The sequence below is a fragment of the Flavobacterium sp. 2 genome, assembly GCF_049949195.1.
In the GTDB taxonomy this organism is placed as follows: Bacteria; Bacteroidota; Bacteroidia; order Flavobacteriales; family Flavobacteriaceae; genus Flavobacterium.
This window is the reverse complement of sequence record NZ_CP188206.1, coordinates 4,629,175-4,647,834: the sequence shown is the minus strand read 5'-3', so window position 1 is coordinate 4,647,834 and position 18,660 is coordinate 4,629,175. Positions and strand designations below refer to the sequence as shown.

The 18,660-nt window shown below is 32.6% G+C and carries 18 protein-coding genes and 1 other RNA gene; 7 read left to right on the top strand and 12 right to left on the bottom strand.

Going from position 1 to position 18,660, the window contains the following annotated elements:
* Positions 1–13: 13 nt before the first annotated feature.
* The 4 genes from ACNFIH_RS20290 to ffs all read right to left on the bottom strand — a co-directional run bounded on the left by ACNFIH_RS20290 (position 14) and on the right by ffs (position 2,489).
* Positions 14–508: a hypothetical protein gene (locus ACNFIH_RS20290; protein ID WP_426484527.1), complete on the bottom strand. Its 495-nt coding sequence runs from the start codon at positions 506–508 to the stop codon at positions 14–16.
* A gap of 90 nt (positions 509–598) precedes the next feature.
* The gene (gene fsa, locus ACNFIH_RS20285) at positions 599–1,255 is read right to left on the bottom strand and encodes a fructose-6-phosphate aldolase (protein WP_035646944.1); all 657 of its coding nucleotides are present in this window, start codon (positions 1,253–1,255) and stop codon (positions 599–601) included.
* 126 nt (positions 1,256–1,381) lie between these two features.
* A complete protein-coding gene (locus ACNFIH_RS20280; protein WP_426484526.1) occupies positions 1,382–2,185 on the bottom strand; it encodes an SDR family oxidoreductase in 804 nt (267 codons plus the stop codon).
* A gap of 206 nt (positions 2,186–2,391) precedes the next feature.
* Positions 2,392–2,489: signal recognition particle sRNA small type (ffs, locus tag ACNFIH_RS20275), an RNA gene on the bottom strand.
* A gap of 88 nt (positions 2,490–2,577) precedes the next feature.
* Here ffs and ACNFIH_RS20270 point away from each other — a divergent pair.
* Positions 2,578–3,630, top strand: a complete 1,053-nt coding sequence (locus ACNFIH_RS20270; protein WP_035646950.1) for a glutaminyl-peptide cyclotransferase — start codon at positions 2,578–2,580, stop codon at positions 3,628–3,630.
* 91 nt (positions 3,631–3,721) lie between these two features.
* The gene (gene hutI / locus ACNFIH_RS20265; RefSeq protein ID WP_426484525.1) at positions 3,722–4,960 is read left to right on the top strand and encodes an imidazolonepropionase; all 1,239 of its coding nucleotides are present in this window, start codon (positions 3,722–3,724) and stop codon (positions 4,958–4,960) included.
* Between the two features lie 73 nt (positions 4,961–5,033).
* On the opposite strand, the gene ACNFIH_RS20260 is transcribed toward hutI, so the two are convergent.
* Positions 5,034–5,912, bottom strand: coding sequence for a hypothetical protein (locus tag ACNFIH_RS20260; RefSeq protein ID WP_035646952.1), 879 nt, complete (start codon positions 5,910–5,912; stop codon positions 5,034–5,036).
* 97 nt (positions 5,913–6,009) lie between these two features.
* Between ACNFIH_RS20260 and ACNFIH_RS20255 the strand changes: the two genes are divergently transcribed.
* Both ACNFIH_RS20255 and ACNFIH_RS20250 read left to right on the top strand, forming a co-directional pair.
* The gene (locus ACNFIH_RS20255; RefSeq protein WP_035646953.1) at positions 6,010–7,056 is read left to right on the top strand and encodes a formimidoylglutamase; all 1,047 of its coding nucleotides are present in this window, start codon (positions 6,010–6,012) and stop codon (positions 7,054–7,056) included.
* A gap of 124 nt (positions 7,057–7,180) precedes the next feature.
* Entirely contained in the window at positions 7,181–8,428 is a 1,248-nt protein-coding gene (locus ACNFIH_RS20250; RefSeq protein WP_035646954.1) for a DEAD/DEAH box helicase, read from the top strand.
* Here ACNFIH_RS20250 and ACNFIH_RS20245 read toward each other — a convergent pair.
* Entirely contained in the window at positions 8,425–10,527 is a 2,103-nt protein-coding gene (locus tag ACNFIH_RS20245; RefSeq protein ID WP_426484524.1) for a response regulator, read from the bottom strand. The two genes, ACNFIH_RS20250 and ACNFIH_RS20245, sit on opposite strands and share 4 nt — an antisense overlap.
* A 395-nt stretch (positions 10,528–10,922) precedes the next feature.
* Between ACNFIH_RS20245 and ACNFIH_RS20240 the strand changes: the two genes are divergently transcribed.
* Positions 10,923–11,054 carry a hypothetical protein gene (locus tag ACNFIH_RS20240; RefSeq protein WP_262711387.1) on the top strand — a complete coding sequence of 44 codons (132 nt, stop codon included), beginning with the start codon at positions 10,923–10,925 and terminating at the stop codon, positions 11,052–11,054.
* A gap of 104 nt (positions 11,055–11,158) precedes the next feature.
* Here the strand turns inward: ACNFIH_RS20240 and ACNFIH_RS20235 are convergent, their stop codons facing one another.
* Both ACNFIH_RS20235 and aroC read right to left on the bottom strand, forming a co-directional pair.
* Positions 11,159–12,439, bottom strand: coding sequence for a dicarboxylate/amino acid:cation symporter (locus tag ACNFIH_RS20235; protein ID WP_426484523.1), 1,281 nt, complete (start codon positions 12,437–12,439; stop codon positions 11,159–11,161).
* Positions 12,440–12,491: 52 nt separating this feature from the next.
* Complete coding sequence (aroC, locus tag ACNFIH_RS20230; protein WP_426484522.1) at positions 12,492–13,550, bottom strand: chorismate synthase; 1,059 nt, start codon at positions 13,548–13,550, stop codon at positions 12,492–12,494.
* 186 nt (positions 13,551–13,736) lie between these two features.
* Between aroC and ACNFIH_RS20225 the strand changes: the two genes are divergently transcribed.
* Together ACNFIH_RS20225 and ACNFIH_RS20220 are read left to right on the top strand one after the other, a co-directional pair.
* Positions 13,737–14,588, top strand: coding sequence for a UDP-2,3-diacylglucosamine diphosphatase (locus ACNFIH_RS20225; RefSeq protein WP_426484521.1), 852 nt, complete (start codon positions 13,737–13,739; stop codon positions 14,586–14,588).
* Between the two features lie 130 nt (positions 14,589–14,718).
* A complete protein-coding gene (locus ACNFIH_RS20220; RefSeq protein WP_132988060.1) occupies positions 14,719–15,216 on the top strand; it encodes a hypothetical protein in 498 nt (165 codons plus the stop codon).
* A 110-nt stretch (positions 15,217–15,326) separates the two neighbouring features.
* Here the strand turns inward: ACNFIH_RS20220 and ACNFIH_RS20215 are convergent, their stop codons facing one another.
* The 4 genes from ACNFIH_RS20215 to ACNFIH_RS20200 form a co-directional block, all read right to left on the bottom strand.
* Positions 15,327–15,749, bottom strand: coding sequence for a protease complex subunit PrcB family protein (locus ACNFIH_RS20215; RefSeq protein ID WP_035646961.1), 423 nt, complete (start codon positions 15,747–15,749; stop codon positions 15,327–15,329).
* A gap of 23 nt (positions 15,750–15,772) precedes the next feature.
* Positions 15,773–16,909 carry an N-acetyl-alpha-D-glucosaminyl L-malate synthase BshA gene (gene bshA, locus ACNFIH_RS20210; protein WP_035646963.1) on the bottom strand — a complete coding sequence of 379 codons (1,137 nt, stop codon included), beginning with the start codon at positions 16,907–16,909 and terminating at the stop codon, positions 15,773–15,775.
* 586 nt (positions 16,910–17,495) lie between these two features.
* On the bottom strand, positions 17,496–17,978 hold the full coding sequence (locus ACNFIH_RS20205) for a hypothetical protein (protein ID WP_035646965.1): 483 nt from the start codon (positions 17,976–17,978) through the stop codon (positions 17,496–17,498).
* Between the two features lie 79 nt (positions 17,979–18,057).
* A complete protein-coding gene (locus ACNFIH_RS20200; protein ID WP_426484520.1) occupies positions 18,058–18,660 on the bottom strand; it encodes a hypothetical protein in 603 nt (200 codons plus the stop codon).

The window sequence follows — 18,660 nt, the reverse complement described above, 5'->3', positions numbered from 1 at the left end:
CTCTTAGTGTATTTTACTTAGCATTGATAATATTACTCAAATTCTTTTTAAAAATCGCTCTGCTTTGCTCTGATACTTTATAAATAACTTCTTTATCGGCATGAACAACAACTTTATCAATATTAGCCGCTAATAGAGCATTTGGGTCTTTTATTTTTAATGTACAAGCACCATCAAAAAAACCATCATCTTCGATTATTTTTCGGGCTTCGATTACCGTACCATCTGTTAATATGGCCGAAATAGTCATTTCCTTATTTGGCGTTTTAGAATAAAATCCATCCATTACCAACATCAACCTATATGAATTTTTAAGTTCTGGTCCTTTAAATTCATGTCGGGTAATATTATAACGAAGACCTTTTGCCAAAGACTGAAACTTGGTTGTACAATCTAGCTCATAAGTAGCGACATCGCCTGCATCATTAACACTAGTTAAAACTTTGGCTTGCGCATTTATCGATACTGTCGCAACAAAAAACGAAACTAAAACTAAGATGGTTTTCATAAATATTTTTTTTACGTTTACATAAAAGTAAAAAAAAATCGCCTTTTTCAATAAAAAAGACGATTTAAATATTTTATAAAAACCTGATTCTTACTTGTTTCCTTTTTCAAAGTCAGCAACAAACTGCGCTAAACCAATATCAGTTAAAGGATGTTTCAATAAACCAGTGATTGCAGATAAAGGTCCAGTCATAACATCAGCACCAATTTTTGCACAGTTTACAATATGCATTGTGTGACGAACAGAAGCTGCCAAAATTTGAGTCTCGTAACCGTAGTTGTCATAAATCTCTCTAATTTCCTGAATCAAGTTTAAACCATCAGTTGAAATATCATCTAAACGACCAACAAACGGAGAAACATAAGTTGCACCAGCTTTTGCAGCCAATAAAGCCTGACCAGCAGAAAAAACAAGTGTTACGTTTGTTTTGATTCCTTTATCAGAAAAATATTTTGCTGCCATAACACCTTCCTTAGTCATTGGCAATTTTACTACGATTTGATCGTGCAATTCAGCCAATTCTTCACCTTCTTTAACCATTCCTTCAAAGTCAAGTGCATTTACTTCAGCACTTACATCACCTTCAACAAGATTACAGATATCAACATAATGCTTCAAAATGTTGTTTTTTCCGGTAATTCCTTCTTTTGCCATCAATGATGGATTAGTGGTTACACCATCTAAAACACCTAAAGCCTGCGCTTCTTTAATTTGAGCTAAATTAGCTGTATCAATAAAAAATTTCATAATCTATCTATTTATAATTGTGTGTTGAAAAATTCGGTGCAAAATTACAAAATCAATACCAATAACAGTTTTAAAATTTAAATCAATTTAACAATTATGTTTGAAATCTTGCTATTAACCTTATTTTTATAGTTTATAATGATTCATTAACATTTTCTCGTACATTTTATCTGGCAGAGCACGTTTTAAAACAATTGAAAATTTCTGCATAAAAACACCAACTTTATAATGCACGTTTGGCTTCTTAGTCTGCATGATTTTATAGATTGCCTCAGCCATTTCATTCGGATTGCTTCCTGCATCAACATGTTCATTCATTGTTGCCAGTGTTTCACCATACACTTTTTCATAAGCAGAGCCTTTTATAACCGGCGCATGAAAACGTCCTGCTGCAATATTTGTCGCAAAATCGCCTGGAGCTACATTTGTAATCTCAATTCCAAACTGCTTTACTTCCATTCTTAGTCCTTCGGTAATCAATTCCAAAGCGCCTTTTGAAGCCGAATACACACTTCTATACGGCAATCCCATATAAGCAGCAATTGAAGTAATATTGATAATCAAACCTGATTTTTGCTCGCGCATTTGCGGCAAAACTGCTTTCATTACCTCAATTGGACCAAAAAAATTAGTTTCAAAATTATTTTTGATTTCCTCCATCGGAATTTCTTCCAAAGGTCCAGTAATTCCAACTCCTGCATTATTAATTACAACATCTAAACGCCCAGAAATCTCAATAACTTTTGCAACTGCAGAATGAATTGAATCTGCATTTCTAACATCTAAAGCTAAAAGCGGAAAAATAGAATTAAGTACTTTTTCTGGATTTCGGCTTGTTCCATAAACTATATGACCTTTTTTATGCAAAAACTCACCAATTGATTTTCCAATCCCTGAGGAACCTCCTGTAATTAAAACGACTTTATTCATTTTTATAAGTTAGATGTTAGTATTATATATGCTGATAAAAATTTATTGGGAGTCAAAATTCAAAGATACAGTTAGATACTCTAACTTTTTACCAATAACTTTTAACTTTCAAAAAGATCAAAAATAAAAAAATCTCCCCGAAGGAAGATTAGATTTATATGAATTCTAAAAAAGAATCTTAATAACGAAAAAAAAAAAAAAAAAAAAAATGGCAAGCGACCTACATCGCACCGCTCAACCACGTACCCTTGCTATGTTCCCATCCTGGGGGAGTCTGCAGGAGCTGGTCGTGTAGGACTTGCCGGTGCAAATATACAATCTTTTTATATTTTTGCAAGAGCTTTGTTGCTATAAAAATATCGTTGTATATTGGCTTATTCAAATTTTAAACTATGAAAAAATATAACTTCCTAGCTGTCATTTTATTAGGAATCACATTAATTGGATGTGGAGAAAAAAATAAAGGTGAAAATTCTTTATTTACTATCGACGATTCTGCATTTCCGGCTCATTTTACGCAAAAAGAACCGCTTACAATCGGAATTTTAAACCCAAAATCGAAAGAAATCGACAGCGTTGCTTACTTCATAAACGACCAAAGAGTTGGAAGCACAAAAGGTGCTACAGATTTTAGAATTGAATTACTAGATCAAAAATTAGGTTACCAATATTTAAAAGCTACCGTTTATTTTGGTTCAGATTCTTCGGATGCGACTAAACGAATTGAATTAGTTTCTGATATTCAGCCTAAATTATTAAAATATAAAGTTGTCAATTCTTACCCACATGACAAAAAGTCTTTTACAGAAGGTTTAGAGTTTTATAAAGATACTCTATATGAAAGTACAGGACAAAACGGAACTTCATACGTAAGAAAATACGATTATAAAACAGGAAAGATTTTTAAGCAAATCGATCTTGATTCAAAATATTTTGGAGAAGGAATTACTTTTATTAATGGTAAATTATATCAATTAACCTGGCAGGAAAAAACAGGTTTTATTTATAACGCCAATACTTTAAAACTTGAAAAAACTTTTGCTTACGATAAAGATATTGAAGGCTGGGGAATGACAAATGACGGAAAATACATTTATCAAACAGATAAAACAGAAAAAATCTGGAAAATGGATCCAGCAACGCAAAAAATGATTGATTACATCAATGTATATTCTGGTGAATCTAAAATAAAAGCTATCAATGAATTGGAATGGATTAACGGAAAAATCTATACAAACGTTTGGTTAAAAGATGCAATTGCAGTTGTAAATCCAACTTCTGGAGCAGTTGAAGGAATCTTAGATATGTCTGGTTTGCGTAAGTTCATGAGTGACATTACCAAAGATGATGTTTTAAACGGAATTGCTTACAATCCTAAAACAAAAACCATTTTTGTAACTGGTAAAAACTGGAGCAAAATGTTTGAAATAACAGTTTCGGAATAAATCAAAACAAAATATTTTTACGAATTTCACAAGTTTTCAACGTTTAATACGTGGAAATTTGTGAAATTTGTTTTTTAACAACCTTACAAATATGATCACATTAATCAAAAACATACAAGAGCTACTTCAGGTTCGTGAAACTTCAATAACAAAAGTTTCAGGCTCAGAGATGGCAATACTTCCTTCAATAAAAAACGCTTTTTTAATTCTCAAAGATGATCTTATTGAAAATTTTGGTTCAATGGAAAATCTACCTGAAATTAATTCCGATAAAATTATCGATGCTACAGGAAAAGTAATTCTTCCAACTTGGTGCGACAGTCACACACATATTGTATATGCAGGAAACCGTGAACAGGAATTTGTAGACCGCATCAACGGGTTTACTTATGAAGAAATTGCTAATCGCGGTGGCGGAATTTTAAATTCGGCTAAAAAACTAAATGAAACTTCCGAAGATGAAATCTACGAACAATCAAAACATCGATTAGAAGAAGTAATGCATTTAGGAACCGGCGCGGTTGAAATAAAATCAGGCTACGGCCTAACAATTCAAGGTGAATTAAAAATCCTTCGCGTTATTAAAAAATTGGCCGAAAATTATCCTATTTCAATCAAAGCTACATTTTTAGGCGCTCATGCTTTCCCAACACATTACAAAGAAAACAAAGCAGGTTATATTGACGAAATCATAACTAAAATGCTTCCTGAAATTGCTCAAAACAAACTAGCCGATTATATCGACGTTTTCTGTGAAACTGGTTATTTTTCTGTTGAAGAAACTGAAAAAATAATACAAGCTGGAATTGATTTCGGCTTAAAGCCAAAAATTCACGTTAATCAGTTTAATTCCATTGGCGGAATCCAGTCTGGCGTTAAATTTAACGCGCTTTCTGTAGATCATCTTGAAGTAATGAATACAGAAGACATTGAAGCTTTAAAAAATACCGAAACGATGCCAGTTGCATTGCCTTCATGTTCTTATTTCTTAAGCATTCCGTACACGCCAGCACGAGAAATGATAAAAGCAGGCCTGCCAATAGCATTAGCCACAGATTTCAATCCTGGCTCTACTCCATCCGGAAATATGAATTTCGTTGTAGCAACAGCCTGCATCAAAATGAAAATGACGCCTGAAGAAGCTATCAACGCTGCAACAATTAATGGCGCCTACGCAATGGGACTTTCAGAAACTCACGGAAGTATCACAAAAGGAAAAAAAGCAAATTTAATCCTGACAAAACCAATTTCTTCTTATTATCAAATTCCTTACGCTTTTGGAAGCAATTTAATCGAAAGTGTTTTTCTCGAAGGAAAAATTTTAGAATAAAAAAATAAAAAAAGGTCTGTGAAAACTCACAGACCTTTAATATCAAAGTGGTATTATTATCCTAAAACGACAATTATCTTAAACTAAAACTTGTTTTAGAAACTAATTCACCATTATCAAAAACATTGATAAAATAAGTTCCTTTAACAAAATCTTTTCCAGGAAGATCTTCACTTACATTTACACTCTTATTTTCATACTGAACAGTAGTTTTAAAGCTGTAAGTTAAAGAGTTGTCACCAAAACTTTCTGTTTTCTTTTCTCCTAAAACATTATTTTTAGCATCAATTACCTGAACATAATATGTTTTATCTCCAGATTTAGCGATTTGGTTTTCAGCAATTGTAAAACTTACTTTCAAAACATCAGCACGACTTGCTTTATCTGTTTCAATTTGTTTTCCAGAGCTTTTCAATTTGTAAGCTGCTGTTTTTGTGTTTAAAATAGATAATTTAGAACCTTTTTCAACAGTTTTAGCCAGTTCTTCGTTTTGCCCAACTAATACTTCATTGTATTTTTTAGACTCTCCTAAAACTACAATAGTACTATCTCTTTGAGTTGTTAAAACACCATTTTGTTTTTTCAGCTCATCATTTTCAGCAACTAAAGTTTTCATTTTGGTCTGCATTGCCTGAACTTGAGATCTATATTTAGAAACGTCTCCTTTTGATTTATTCAAATCATCCATAAGCGCTACTACTTTATCTCTTTCCTGAATTAGTTCATCAGACATTGAAGTATTTTCAGCAATTGCAGCATCATAAGTTGCTTTTAATTCTTGTAAATCCTTCATAACAGATTCTTTTTCTGTCATTGTTGTGGTAAGTTCAGTTTTAACTACTTCTGTATCAGAAGACAATTTAAAAATATACACTAAACTACCAATCAGTAGGACTGCTAAAACAGCGATTACCGCTTTTAGACTTGAGTTGTTGTTCTTTGGGTTTTCCATATTTAATAATTTTCTTTATTAACAAATTTAAGAATTAATATATCGTAATAACGTAAGTTGACGCAATTATATTATTTTTGGACAATATTTTTTTTATATGGAGAAATTAATTCCTTTTACTGTTAATGATTTAGCAAAAATCACAAATCACCGAAGCGGCGAAATTAAATTCGGCGAAAAGATGATTGTCATTCCTAAAGAAGCTGACAAAATAAAATTCTTGACTGAAAGTGAGGCTAAATATGTACTTCTAGGAATTCCGGAAGATATTGGCGTGCGCGCAAACTATGGGCGTCCGGGCGCTGCATCGGCGTGGGAATGCGCCATAAAAAGTATTGCCAATATTCAACACAATCGTTTCTCAAAAGGAAGTCAGATCATTGTTTTGGGTCAGATTAACGTTTCTCAAGAAATGCGTGATGTCGAAAATCTGGATTTTAATGATATCGACGACCGTTCGAAACTGAGTCAATTGGTTGAAAAAATCGACAAAGAAGTTTCTCATATTATATTCACAATTATAAAAGCCGGAAAAACTCCAATTATCATTGGCGGAGGCCATAATAATGCTTACGGAAATATTAAAGGTTCGGCTCTTGCCAAAGGAAAACCGATAAATGCCATCAACTTTGATGCACATTCTGATTTTAGAATTTTAGAAGGTCGACATAGTGGAAACGGATTTTCTTATGCTTATGAAGAAGGTTTTTTAAAGAAATATTTCATCTTTGGATTACACGAAAATTATACTTCAAAAAGCGTTTTGGATATTATAAAAAAACTTGAAGATCGTGTTCGTTATAATACTTACGACAGTGTCAATATTCGTAAAGAAAAAGATTTTAACCGAGAAATGGCGCTTGCTTTAGAATTTATCCGAACCGACTCTTTTGGAATCGAAATTGATTTAGACGCCATTCCAAACATTGCCAGCAGTGCAATGACAATCAGTGGATTTTCGGTAGAAGAACTGCGTCAGTTTGTTTCCTTCTTTGGTCAGCATAAAAATGCTACTTATTTGCATATTTGCGAAGGAGCACCAGATTTAGCAGATTCTCCAAATAATAATTTAATTGGAAAATTAATTGGTTATTTGGTTACCGATTTTATTAAAGCAAATAATGAAAAAGAAAAATCTAACTGAACTTCAACTGGTTTAAAACCGCACATTTTCCAAATAATACAAGATTCAAATAAAGGATTGACCGAATAAGCCTATCTTTGCACAGAATTTTAGTTATACAAACTAAATTCTTAATACCTAAGATATGTTATTCGAAGATTTATCACTTTCAAAAAGTATACAAAAAGCCGTATTTGAAGAAGGCTACCTAAACCCCACTCCAATTCAGGAACAATCTATTCCGATTATTTTATCAGGAAGAGATTTAATTGGGTGCGCACAGACAGGAACAGGAAAAACAGCAGCATTTGCAATCCCAATCATACATCAATTACACCGAATTGTAGGTTCATCAAAAAAAGCGAAACAAATTCGCGCTCTTATTGTTACGCCAACACGTGAACTTGCTGTACAAATTGGAGAAAGTTTTGACACTTATGGCAAATATACCAATTTAACACAATTAACAATCTTTGGCGGTGTTTCTCAGAATCCGCAAGTTGAAACCTTAAAAAAAGGAGTAGATATTCTTGTGGCAACTCCAGGAAGATTATTGGATTTACACAAACAAGGATTTCTTGATTTTGACCATTTGCATACATTAGTTTTAGACGAGGCCGATCAAATGTTGGATATGGGTTTTATAAACGATGTAAAAAAGATTGTAAAACTGACTCCTAAAAATCGTCAAACTTTACTTTTTTCTGCAACAATGCCGATTGCTATTCGCGAATTAGCAGAAATGTTTCTGAAAGATCCTGAAAAAGTTGAAGTTTCACCAGTTTCGTCAACTGCAGAAAATGTAGAACAACGTATTTATTTTGTTGACAAAACAGAGAAAAGGAACTTACTTTACCATTTAATTAAAGAAGAAAATCTTTCAAACGTACTGGTTTTTTCAAGAACAAAACATGGTGCGGACAATGTTGTAAAAGCGCTTCGTAAAAAAGATATTCCGGCCGAAGCAATTCACGGAGATAAATCACAAAATGCCAGACAGCGCGTTTTAGACGCTTTTAAAAATAAAGAAGTTGGTGTTCTTGTTGCGACTGATATTGCTGCGAGAGGAATTGACATTGAACAACTTCCTTACGTAATCAATTTTGACTTACCGAATATTCCCGAAACTTACGTACACCGAATTGGACGTACCGGACGTGCTGGAAATGGTGGAATTGCAATTTCTTTCTGTGGAAAAGATGAAGAACCTTACTGGAAAGATATTAAGAAACTGATAAAAGTCGATGTCAAAATAATTACTGAACATCCTTATCAATGGCATTCAGGAAGTCCTGAAGCAGGAGAAAAACCTAAAAATTCAAACAGAAGCGGAGGTGCTCATAAATCGCGCAAATCAAATACTTCTAAGAAAAATAAAAAACGCTGGTACTAACCAGCGTTTATTGTTTCATGTATTAAGTAATTTACAATCTTAAAGAGTTTAACCGGCTCAAAAGGTTTAATAATAATATCATTCATTCCTGATGAAAGTGCTTCGTCTGTAATTTCATCCTTATCAAAAGCAGTTAAAGCCACGATTGGTGTTTTTATTCCTTTTAAACGAATTCTTTTTGTTGTTTCAAAACCATTCATCAAAGGCATATTTATATCCATCAAAATAAGATCAAAATCTTCTTTATCTAATATTTCCAAAGCGGCAAAACCATCATCTACAACTTTACAAGTGTAATTATTCTTTTCAATAATCTTTTTAGTAACCATCTGATTGATTAGATTATCTTCAACAACTAAAATTTTAAAGACATCATTTGACGTTAAATCAACTTCAATATCCTCTATGATTTTCTGTGTCTTTTGTGGATCATGCTCAAAGGGAATTACAAATGAAAAAGAAGTCCCTTGACCAATATCACTTTCAACCGTAATATTGCTGCCAAAAAGCCCTAATAATCGTTTTACAATACTCAATCCAAGTCCAGTTCCTTGATAATCCTCTTCTTTTCTGCCAACCTGAACAAACTTTTCAAAAATCTTCCCTTGATCTACAATTGCAATCCCAACGCCATTATCTTTAATCAAAAAATCCAGGAAATAATTTTTGCCTTCAATCTTAGAGAGATCAACTTTAACTTCAACTTCTCCATCTTTTGTAAACTTCAAAGCATTACTAACTAAATTCATTAAAATTTGTGCCAATCTTAATTTATCTCCAATTAAATATTCTGGTATATCCGGGTCTACATATACGTTAATTTTATTGTTGTTCTTTTGAGATAAAAAAGAAAGTGAGTTCTTTATTACCGTTATTTCATCTGAAATATTAAAAGTTAGATTTTCAAGAACTACTTTATTTTCTTCAATTTTATTAATCTGCAAAATATCATTTACAAGCGATAATAAATATCTTGCAGAGAACTTAAGAGAGCTTAAATGCTGGCTTCTTGATAATTCCTTGTGCTCTTCTAAAAGCATGTTTGTAATTCCTACCACACCGTATAATGGTGTGCGCAATTCGTGGCTAATAGTCGAGATAAATTGGGTTTTCAGCAACGAAGCTTCCTCTGCAATTTCTTTAGCCTGTAAAAGCTCTATATTGGCCTTTTTCTTTAAACGAATATTTTTAATTAAAGTGATAATTAACAGTAATAAAATCAATGAAATTATGATAAACAATATCACAATTATTCTCGATTTCCTTAAACTATGATATTGTTCTATTTTTTCGCTTTCAATTTTGTCTATTTGTCTTTTATACTCATCCAACTCACGATTAAAACCTGCAGTAGAAGCCTTCTTTACTTTTTCTTTATTTGTTATTTCATCTTTAATGCTGTTGTAAATAACCAAGTTTTTGTAAGCATTCTCAAATTCGCCAATATTATTTAGAAATTTCGAATATTCTAAGTGCGCATACAGCAAATCTGTAATTTCATCACTAGATTTATCATAAGAGGAAATTGCTTTTAAAAAGTATTTTTTTGCCTTTTCATTATCTTTTTTATGGCCCCAGTACATTCCGTTAAGAAAATTTAGTGCAATATCATCCGATTTCCCTTTTAAATCATTTTGATGATCATTTATATAGCGCAAATAAGGCAGACCTTCGCTATAATTTCCAATTTTGAAATAAGACCAAACTATATTCAGATTTGTAATCGCAACTTCTTTCGCATACTTTTTATCCTTCCCAAATTTCAACGATTCTTTGTAGTAACGAATTCCATCAGTATACATTTTTTTTTCAAAAAAATAAAGATTACCCAAGTTACTAGTAATCATCATTCTCATACTAATAATATTGGATTGTTTTGCGTAGAACAAGGCTTTTTTATAAAAGAAAGCCGCTTTATCAACTTCGCCTAATTCATGAAAATTAATAGCAATTATGTTGTAATTTCTTGAAATTAAAGTATCATTTTTGAGATCAAATGCATACTTCAAAGCAATTCCAGATTTCTCTAAAGATTTTTCATAATTGGCATTATCCAAGTAGTCACAGGCCTGCTGAGTTAAATCATTAATTTTCGCCATTGATGCAGTATTGCTCTGAGCCGGCGACTCATGGCAAAATATACTTAGGAAAACCAAAAAAAGAGAACAAAATCTATAATAAAGCATAATTGGGGAAATCTTTATTCAAATATTTATCATTACAATAATACGAAATAAAAGCAATTAATTAATTGCTAATGATTCTATAATCAGTTTTTTATATTTTATGTTAATAATATTCCGAAAGTACTTAAAAGAAGATCATAAAAATTTCTTTATTATAAAATTTGAGCTCTTATTGCATCGCATTGTTAAAAATTTTATTCAATTTTCTCAGTAAAATATTATAAAAAATAAAAAATAATACTATTTTTAACAAAATAAAAGACACAAGCCCCAAGTGTTTAAGAGATTGGAGCATTAAAATCAAAATTATGTTAGAAAATTTTAAAAAATTCGCAGAAACAGAAAAATTGACTAAAGCACAACAAAAATCAATAACAGGTGGTGACGCTCCAGAACCTGAAAGTGAAGAAAGCAGAAAAGGAAAAGTAGCAGCAAAATAAATTATTAGTTGCTACTTTTCTTTCGTTCAAAGAAGCGAATAAAACAAGAAAGCCGTGAAAAATATTTTTCACGGCTTTTATTTTACAAGAAGCAAATTAAATATTTACTCAATATTCAAACTCTCTTCTTTATTATTTTCCCATTGTCCAACAACAGAAGTAGCCAAAGCATTTCCTAAAACATTTGTTGCACTTCTGAACATATCACAAAAATGATCGATAGGCAAAATTAACGCAATTCCTTCTACAGGAATATCAAACATTCCACAGGTGGCAGCTACTACAACTAAACTTGCTCTAGGTACACCTGCAATTCCTTTACTGGTTAGCATTAAAACCAAAAGCATAACCATTTGTGTTCCCAGATCTAAATGAACACCATAAAACTGAGCAATAAAGATGCTGGCAAATGTCATATACATCATACTTCCATCCAGATTGAACGAATAACCAAGCGGCAACATAAAAGAAACAATTTTATCTTTAACACCGAAATCTTCTAATTCTTCTGTCAATTTTGGAAAAACCGCCTCACTACTTGTTGTTCCAAAAGCAATTGCTAATGGCCCGATTATACGTTTTAATAACTCTGTCATTCTTCCTTTTAAGAAAATATAACCAACTGCAATTAAAACTACCCAAAGTGTACTGATTCCTACTAAAAATGATCCGAAGAATTTGAAATAAGTAATCACTAATTCTTCTGCATCTCTAATTGCAAATACTCCCGCAATCGCACCAAAAACTCCAATTGGAGCAAAATTCATCACATAATTCACCATTTTCAAAACGATGTGCGAAGCTTTGTCTAGTGCATTAATTACAGGTTTTACAGGACTTCCAATAGAAGCTGCAGCTAATCCGAAAAAGATTGAGAATATTACAATCTGTAAAATTTCATTTGTAGCCATTGCTTCAAAAATACTTTTCGGAACAATATGTTCAACAAAATTCTCTACAGAAAGTGTTTTTGTTTTTCCAGTTACTTCTGTCGCTGCGGCCATATCAACGTGGCCTAATTTCAAACCTACGCCTGGCTCCAGGATATTTACATAAAATAATCCGATTAACAGTGATATAAATGAAGCAGTAAAAAACCATCCAAGTGCTTTTCCTCCAATTCTTCCAACTGTTTTAATATCACCAAGTTTCGCAATTCCAACTACTAAAGTGGTAAATACTAAAGGCGAAATAATCATTTGAACCAATCGAATAAAAATGGTCGCCAGCATTTTAATTTTGCTGCTGAAAGATTGCGCTGCTTCAGGAGAAATTGTAGCGTGCAATATAATTCCTAAAGTTGCCCCTAAGACCATTGCAATTATAATCTGACCTGTTAATCCTGAAAGAAATGATTTTTTTTTAGTTTCTGTAACTTGTTGCATTAATTGTTTGTTTTAAATTAAAATATTAAGACCCTCACTGTCTTAACTTTTATTAATATGTTTTGTTGATTAAATAAAAATCAGCCAAAACAATTGCAGCCATTGCTTCAACAATTGGCACTGCACGAGGTACTACACACGGGTCATGACGGCCTTTACCTGTCATTGGTGTAATATTTCCTTTATTATCTAATGAATCTTGTGTCTGCATAATAGTTGCAACCGGTTTGAAAGCTACTCTAAAGTAAATATCCATTCCATTGCTTATTCCTCCCTGAATTCCACCAGAAAGATTCGTTTTTGTACTTCCGTCAGGGTTGTACAAATCGTTGTGCTCACTTCCTTTCATTTCAGAACCTGAAAATCCACTGCCGTATTCAAAACCTTTTACAGCATTTATCGAAAGCATTGCTTTTCCTAATTCGGCATGAAGTTTGTCAAAAACCGGTTCGCCAAGGCCAACTGGTACATTCTGAATCACGCACGAAACAACACCTCCAACAGTATCACCTTGCTTACGGATATCACGAATATATTCTTCCATAATTGCAGCCGATTTTTCATCTGGACAACGAACTGGATTGCTTTCTATTTTCGAAAAATCTAAATCTTGATAAGGAGTATCTAAGTGAATTGGACCTACTGAAGAAACATAGGCGTTAATTTTAATTTCTGGTAACATTTGCTTAGCAATTGCACCAGCTACTACTCTACTTGCTGTTTCACGAGCTGAACTTCTTCCGCCGCCGCGGTAATCACGAAAACCATACTTTTGATCATATACATAATCAGCATGGCTTGGTCTGTAATTATCTTTTATATGCGAGTAATCATCCGATTTTTGATTGGTATTTGGAATAATAAAACCTATTGGAGTTCCGGTCGTTTTCCCTTCAAAAATTCCAGATAAAAACTGAACTGCATCTGGTTCTTTTCTTTGTGTTACAATTGCCGATTGTCCCGGTTTTCTTCGAGACATTTCAACTTCGATTGCTTCAAAATCAAGCTCAATTCCTGATGGACATCCATCAATAATACCGCCTAAAGCCTCGCCGTGTGATTCACCAAATGTTGTAACTCTATATAATGTGCCGTAGCTATTTCCTGCCATGTTATTTGTTTTAGCAAATGTAAGTTTTATGAATTAAATTAAAAAATATAAAATTGTGATTATTAAATAAAGGTTAAGCTGTTTAAAAATCATAATTTATTAAAATTGACCTCAAATTGATAACCTTTTGATAAAATAAATCCAGCGTTTGTTTCTTTTATTTGCTAAACTTCAAATCACGAAAAATTGAAAAAAAGAAATGTCGAACTGGTCATTATTTCTGATGTCCATTTGGGAACTTACGGAAGCCACGCCAAGGAATTAAACAACTATTTATCAAGCATTAAACCTAAAACATTAGTTTTAAACGGAGATATTATTGATGCTTGGCAATTTCGAAAATCGTACTTCCCGAAAGCACATTTAAGAGTAATTCAGCGTATTATCGGGATGGCTTCAAAAGGAACAAAAGTCTATTATATCACCGGAAATCATGACGAAATTCTTCGAAAATTCAGCGATATGAATATGGGGAATTTTTCCCTAGTCGATAAATTAGTTTTGGAGTTAGATGATAAAAAAGCGTGGATTTTTCACGGTGACGTTTTTGATGCTTCGGTACAACACTCCAAATGGATTGCAAAATTAGGCGGATTAGGTTACGATTATTTGATTCTTACAAATCGTTTTGCAAACTGGTGTCTGACAAAACTAGGAAGAGAACCTTACTCATTCTCAAAAAAAATAAAAGCCAGCGTAAAAAAAGCAGTAAAATTCATTTCAGACTTTGAAACCACGGCAACCGATTTGGCTATTGAAAAAAAATACGACTATGTTATCTGCGGTCACATTCATGAACCAAAAATAGCAGCCATAGAAAACAAGCACGGATCTACTTTATATTTAAATTCTGGTGATTGGGTTGAGAATTTGACAGCTTTAGAATACCATAAAAAACGCTGGAAATTATACACTTACGAAAAAAACAATTTTACCGAAGAAGAAAATTTATTTGAAATGGAAGATAATCTTACTTCTCAATTACTGACTTCAATAGTTGAAAAACAAGCCGCTAAATTAAAAAAAGGCAATATTTAATAGACTTTATAACTGAATTACAAAATTCGGTTTTCATAAAAATGTAAATTATATAACAATTTTCAAAAATCTTATACGTTCTATAGGTAGTTGTAATTATACATTTGAAAAAATTAATTGAATCATTTTTATGAAAAAAATCATTTTATCAGCCATTATGCTATTAGGTTTAGCATTTACGGCTCATTCACAAGACATTGCTAAAAATGCATTAGGTTTGCGTCTAGGCGACAATAACGGTTTTGGAGGAGAAGTATCTTATCAAAGAGGATTAAACCAAAAAAACAGACTAGAATTTGATTTAGGCTGGAGAAACAGCAGTGATGTTGACGCTATCAAAGGTGTAGCACTTTATCAATGGGTTTGGAATATAGACGGAGGTTTCAACTGGTACGCTGGTGTTGGTGGTGGACTTGCCGCTTGGGATCACGATTATTACAACGGAAACACAAAATATAATGACAGCGGAACGTATGTTTTTGCTGCAGGAGATATCGGAATAGAATATGGCTTTAAAGAAGTGCCAATTCTTTTATCATTAGATGCTAGACCAGAAATTGGTTCTGGATATTATGACGATGACAACTTTGGATTTGATGTTGGTTTAGGGATCAAATTCAAATTCTAAAATTAAATTAAAAAATAATTGTAAAAGAAAACCTGTCGCTTTAATTACGACAGGTTTTTTTTATCTGAAACTAGAATATTAATTATCAGACTGCGCGAAGCCGAAGCCCTTTATTTTATAATAATTTCTTTTTTAGAGTGCACTTTTACCACAGTATAAGGATATGAAATAACCTGCATCACCATAGCGTCTGGCGCTGGACTGTTTTCTTTCACTGTAATGATAATATTTTTATCAGTTTCTTCTACTTTCTCAACGCCAATAGAATAACCGCTGGTGTTTTTTTCTCCCATATTCAGAATAATATAGTTCGAATTGCTAATATCAGTCTGTTTCATCTTACTAGCTAAAAGCGGATCATTTTCAAGCATTTTAATTTCGTTAGGTTCCGTCAAAATTTCAAAAAACTTGATATTGCCACCGCCATCTGACTGTTCCGTCAAAACCTCATATAGCGCTGTTGAATTCGAAGATTTTTTCGCTCCACACGAGATCAAAACAAAAACCACTAAAACTGAAATTATCTTTTTCATGCATTAAATTATTAAATTGATGTTTATTCTTTATAATCGTCAATTGCTTTTTGATATAACGCTTCATACTTTGGAAGTATATTTTTAATATCAAATTTCTTAGCAACTTCCAGTGCATTCTTTTTAAATTCTTTTAGCGTTGCATCATCTTTTAAAATCTTGATTGCATTTGCAGCCATTTCATCAACATTTCCAACATTGCTTAAATAACCCGAAACACCATCAAAATTCACTTCAGGCAAACCACCAGAGTTACTTGAAATTACCGGAACACCAAGTGCCATTGCTTCCAAAGCCGCCAAACCAAAACTTTCTGTTTCTGAAGGCAGTAAAAACAAATCGGTCATGCATAAAATCTTGTCAATCTCATTACTGTTTCCAAAGAAAATCACTTTGTCGTAAATACCCAATTCCATGCACAGAACTTCCGCTTTTTCTTTTTCAGGACCGTCACCAACCATCATCAATTTAGCAGGCATTTCTTTCTGGATATTATAAAAAATCTTAATAATATCCGGAATACGTTTTACCTTTCTAAAATTACTAATATGTGTCACAATGCGCTCATTTTCCTTCGCCATAACATAACGATGACAAGGCGCATCTGGATCTTTTACCACTTTATCCAATTCAATAAAATTCGGAATCACCTTAATTTTATTTTTGATCTTGAACAATTTCAAAGTATCATCTTTCAAACTCTGAGAAACCGAAGTCACATAATCTGATTTATTGATACTAAATGTCACCGCAGGTTTATAAAAAGGATGATTTCCAACCAAGGTAATATCCGTTCCGTGAAGCGTAGTAATCATTGGAAGATTAATTCCCTCATTTTTTAGCATTTGCTTTGCCATATAACCCGCATATGCGTGGGGAATTGCATAATGTACATGTAAAACCTCAATTTTATAGAGTTTCACCATATCAACCAATTTGCTCGATAAAGCCAATTCATAAGGCTGATAATGAAAAAGAGGATATTCAGGAACGTTAACTTCGTGATAATGAACATTGGCGTTCAAAAGTGCCAGTCTCACCGGCTGACTGTAAGTTATAAAGTGTATTTCGTGTCCGCGTCTGGCTAATTCGAGACCTAACTCAGTGGCTACTACCCCACTACCGCCAAACGTTGGATAACAAACTATTGCTATTTTCATGTATTAAATTTAATTCTACGAAAATACTCAAAAATAGCGTTTAATTGACCGTTTCGTTTGTTAGATTTTTGTAAATCTTAGATTCGCCAGAGTATTAAGCGATTAGAATTCACAACATAAAATATTCTAATTTTTATCAGGAGCAGAAAAATCCATTTTCAAAAGAAAGTCCAGTCCCGCTGTCCGCTATATCTTTTATGGTCTCGTTAAAGAAACGAGACCATAAAAGGATGCCGCTCCCATCGGGGCTAAATGAGATTATTTTGTTTTCAAAAACAACAAACTTCAGCAACGCCATCTTTGAAAACACATACAAACTTACAAGACTTATTAAAAGATCGATTTTAAAGCTAATCGGACGGATGTAGACCCGAAAACATTTCCCCAACAAAATAGTCAAGAATAAAAAAAACTATTACCGCTAACACAAAAAGCAACAGTACTATTTTCAACTTCTTATAATCCATTTTCAACAAAGATTAATTTTAAAAACCAAAAAGTTTCAAACTTGAAACCTGAAACTTTAAACCAAAAAAAAAGCATAAAATCAAAATTTCATGCCTTTCAAATATTTTATAAATTCCTCTTAGAAAAATCTGCTATGCCAGCTGTCTGCAGCAGGAACTTCCCAAGATTCATTAAATTCTTCTATATTGTTTACAAGATTATTAAAAACAATCGTATTCTCAGAAACCGATTTATCTTTAACCATCTTTTTAAAATCAATTAGAGGTTTGTGAGCGATATGTTCTCCAAGCTTAAAAGTAACGTTCATTTTATCCAATAAATCAACATTATACTTTTTCTCCAAACCCTGAATAAATTCAACAGAACTGTCAATTGAGCAACCTGTCGCCGCCTGCACATCCTGATTCACAGCTAAAATAATGAAACGATTATACTTCAACAAAAACGAAGCCTCAAGACTTGTTCCGTGTGCCGCCCATTGTTCAACAAAAGCTTTCAAATCAGTTTCAATTTCAGAAAACTCTTCCTCAGAAAATTTTCTGTTCGATTGGTAAATCCAAACTCTAGATTCACCAGGTAAATTTTCAAAAGGTATATACATTTTATTTTTTCTTTAAATTTATTTTGTCTCAAGTCATAAAAATTACAAGCTCAAAACTTCAAAAATCAGGTTTTAAAAACTACTTTTTTTCAATTTTGGTCATAATCTTATAATATCTGAATTCTTTTGCTTTAGAATCAAATAATTCAATCTCAGAGTAACTTACTTTAACCTTATCTTTTTTCTTTATTTCATTATTTGTCAACAAAGATGCGGTATCAAAATAATCCAATAAAAGAAGATTGTAACTTCTTCCATTTTGATCTTTCAATTGCAAAGTCACAAATTGTTCTGATAAAATATCAACAACTACACCTTCAACAAATGCATCTTCTTTTTGAACCTCTTCCTCATCTTTTTGAGCAGCCTGGCCTAATTCCATAATTACATTAGGACAATACTGCATCATTTTAATTGCAACATTTTCTCCTAACTTTCTCATTCCTTCGCTATCACCAAAATCTACTTTATCGCCATTTTTAAATTCAGATAAATGATTTGAGTAACTTTTGATCATACAAACGCCAACTTCCTTTTTTAAATCCTCGCCGGATAAATTAGGTAGTTTATCTTTTTTAGCCTGCAAGCAATCACAAGTTTCTTTCGCTATTACAGTTAACACTTCTTGTGAATATCCTGCAACATTGCACAATAAAACAATAAATAAGAATATTTTCTTCAT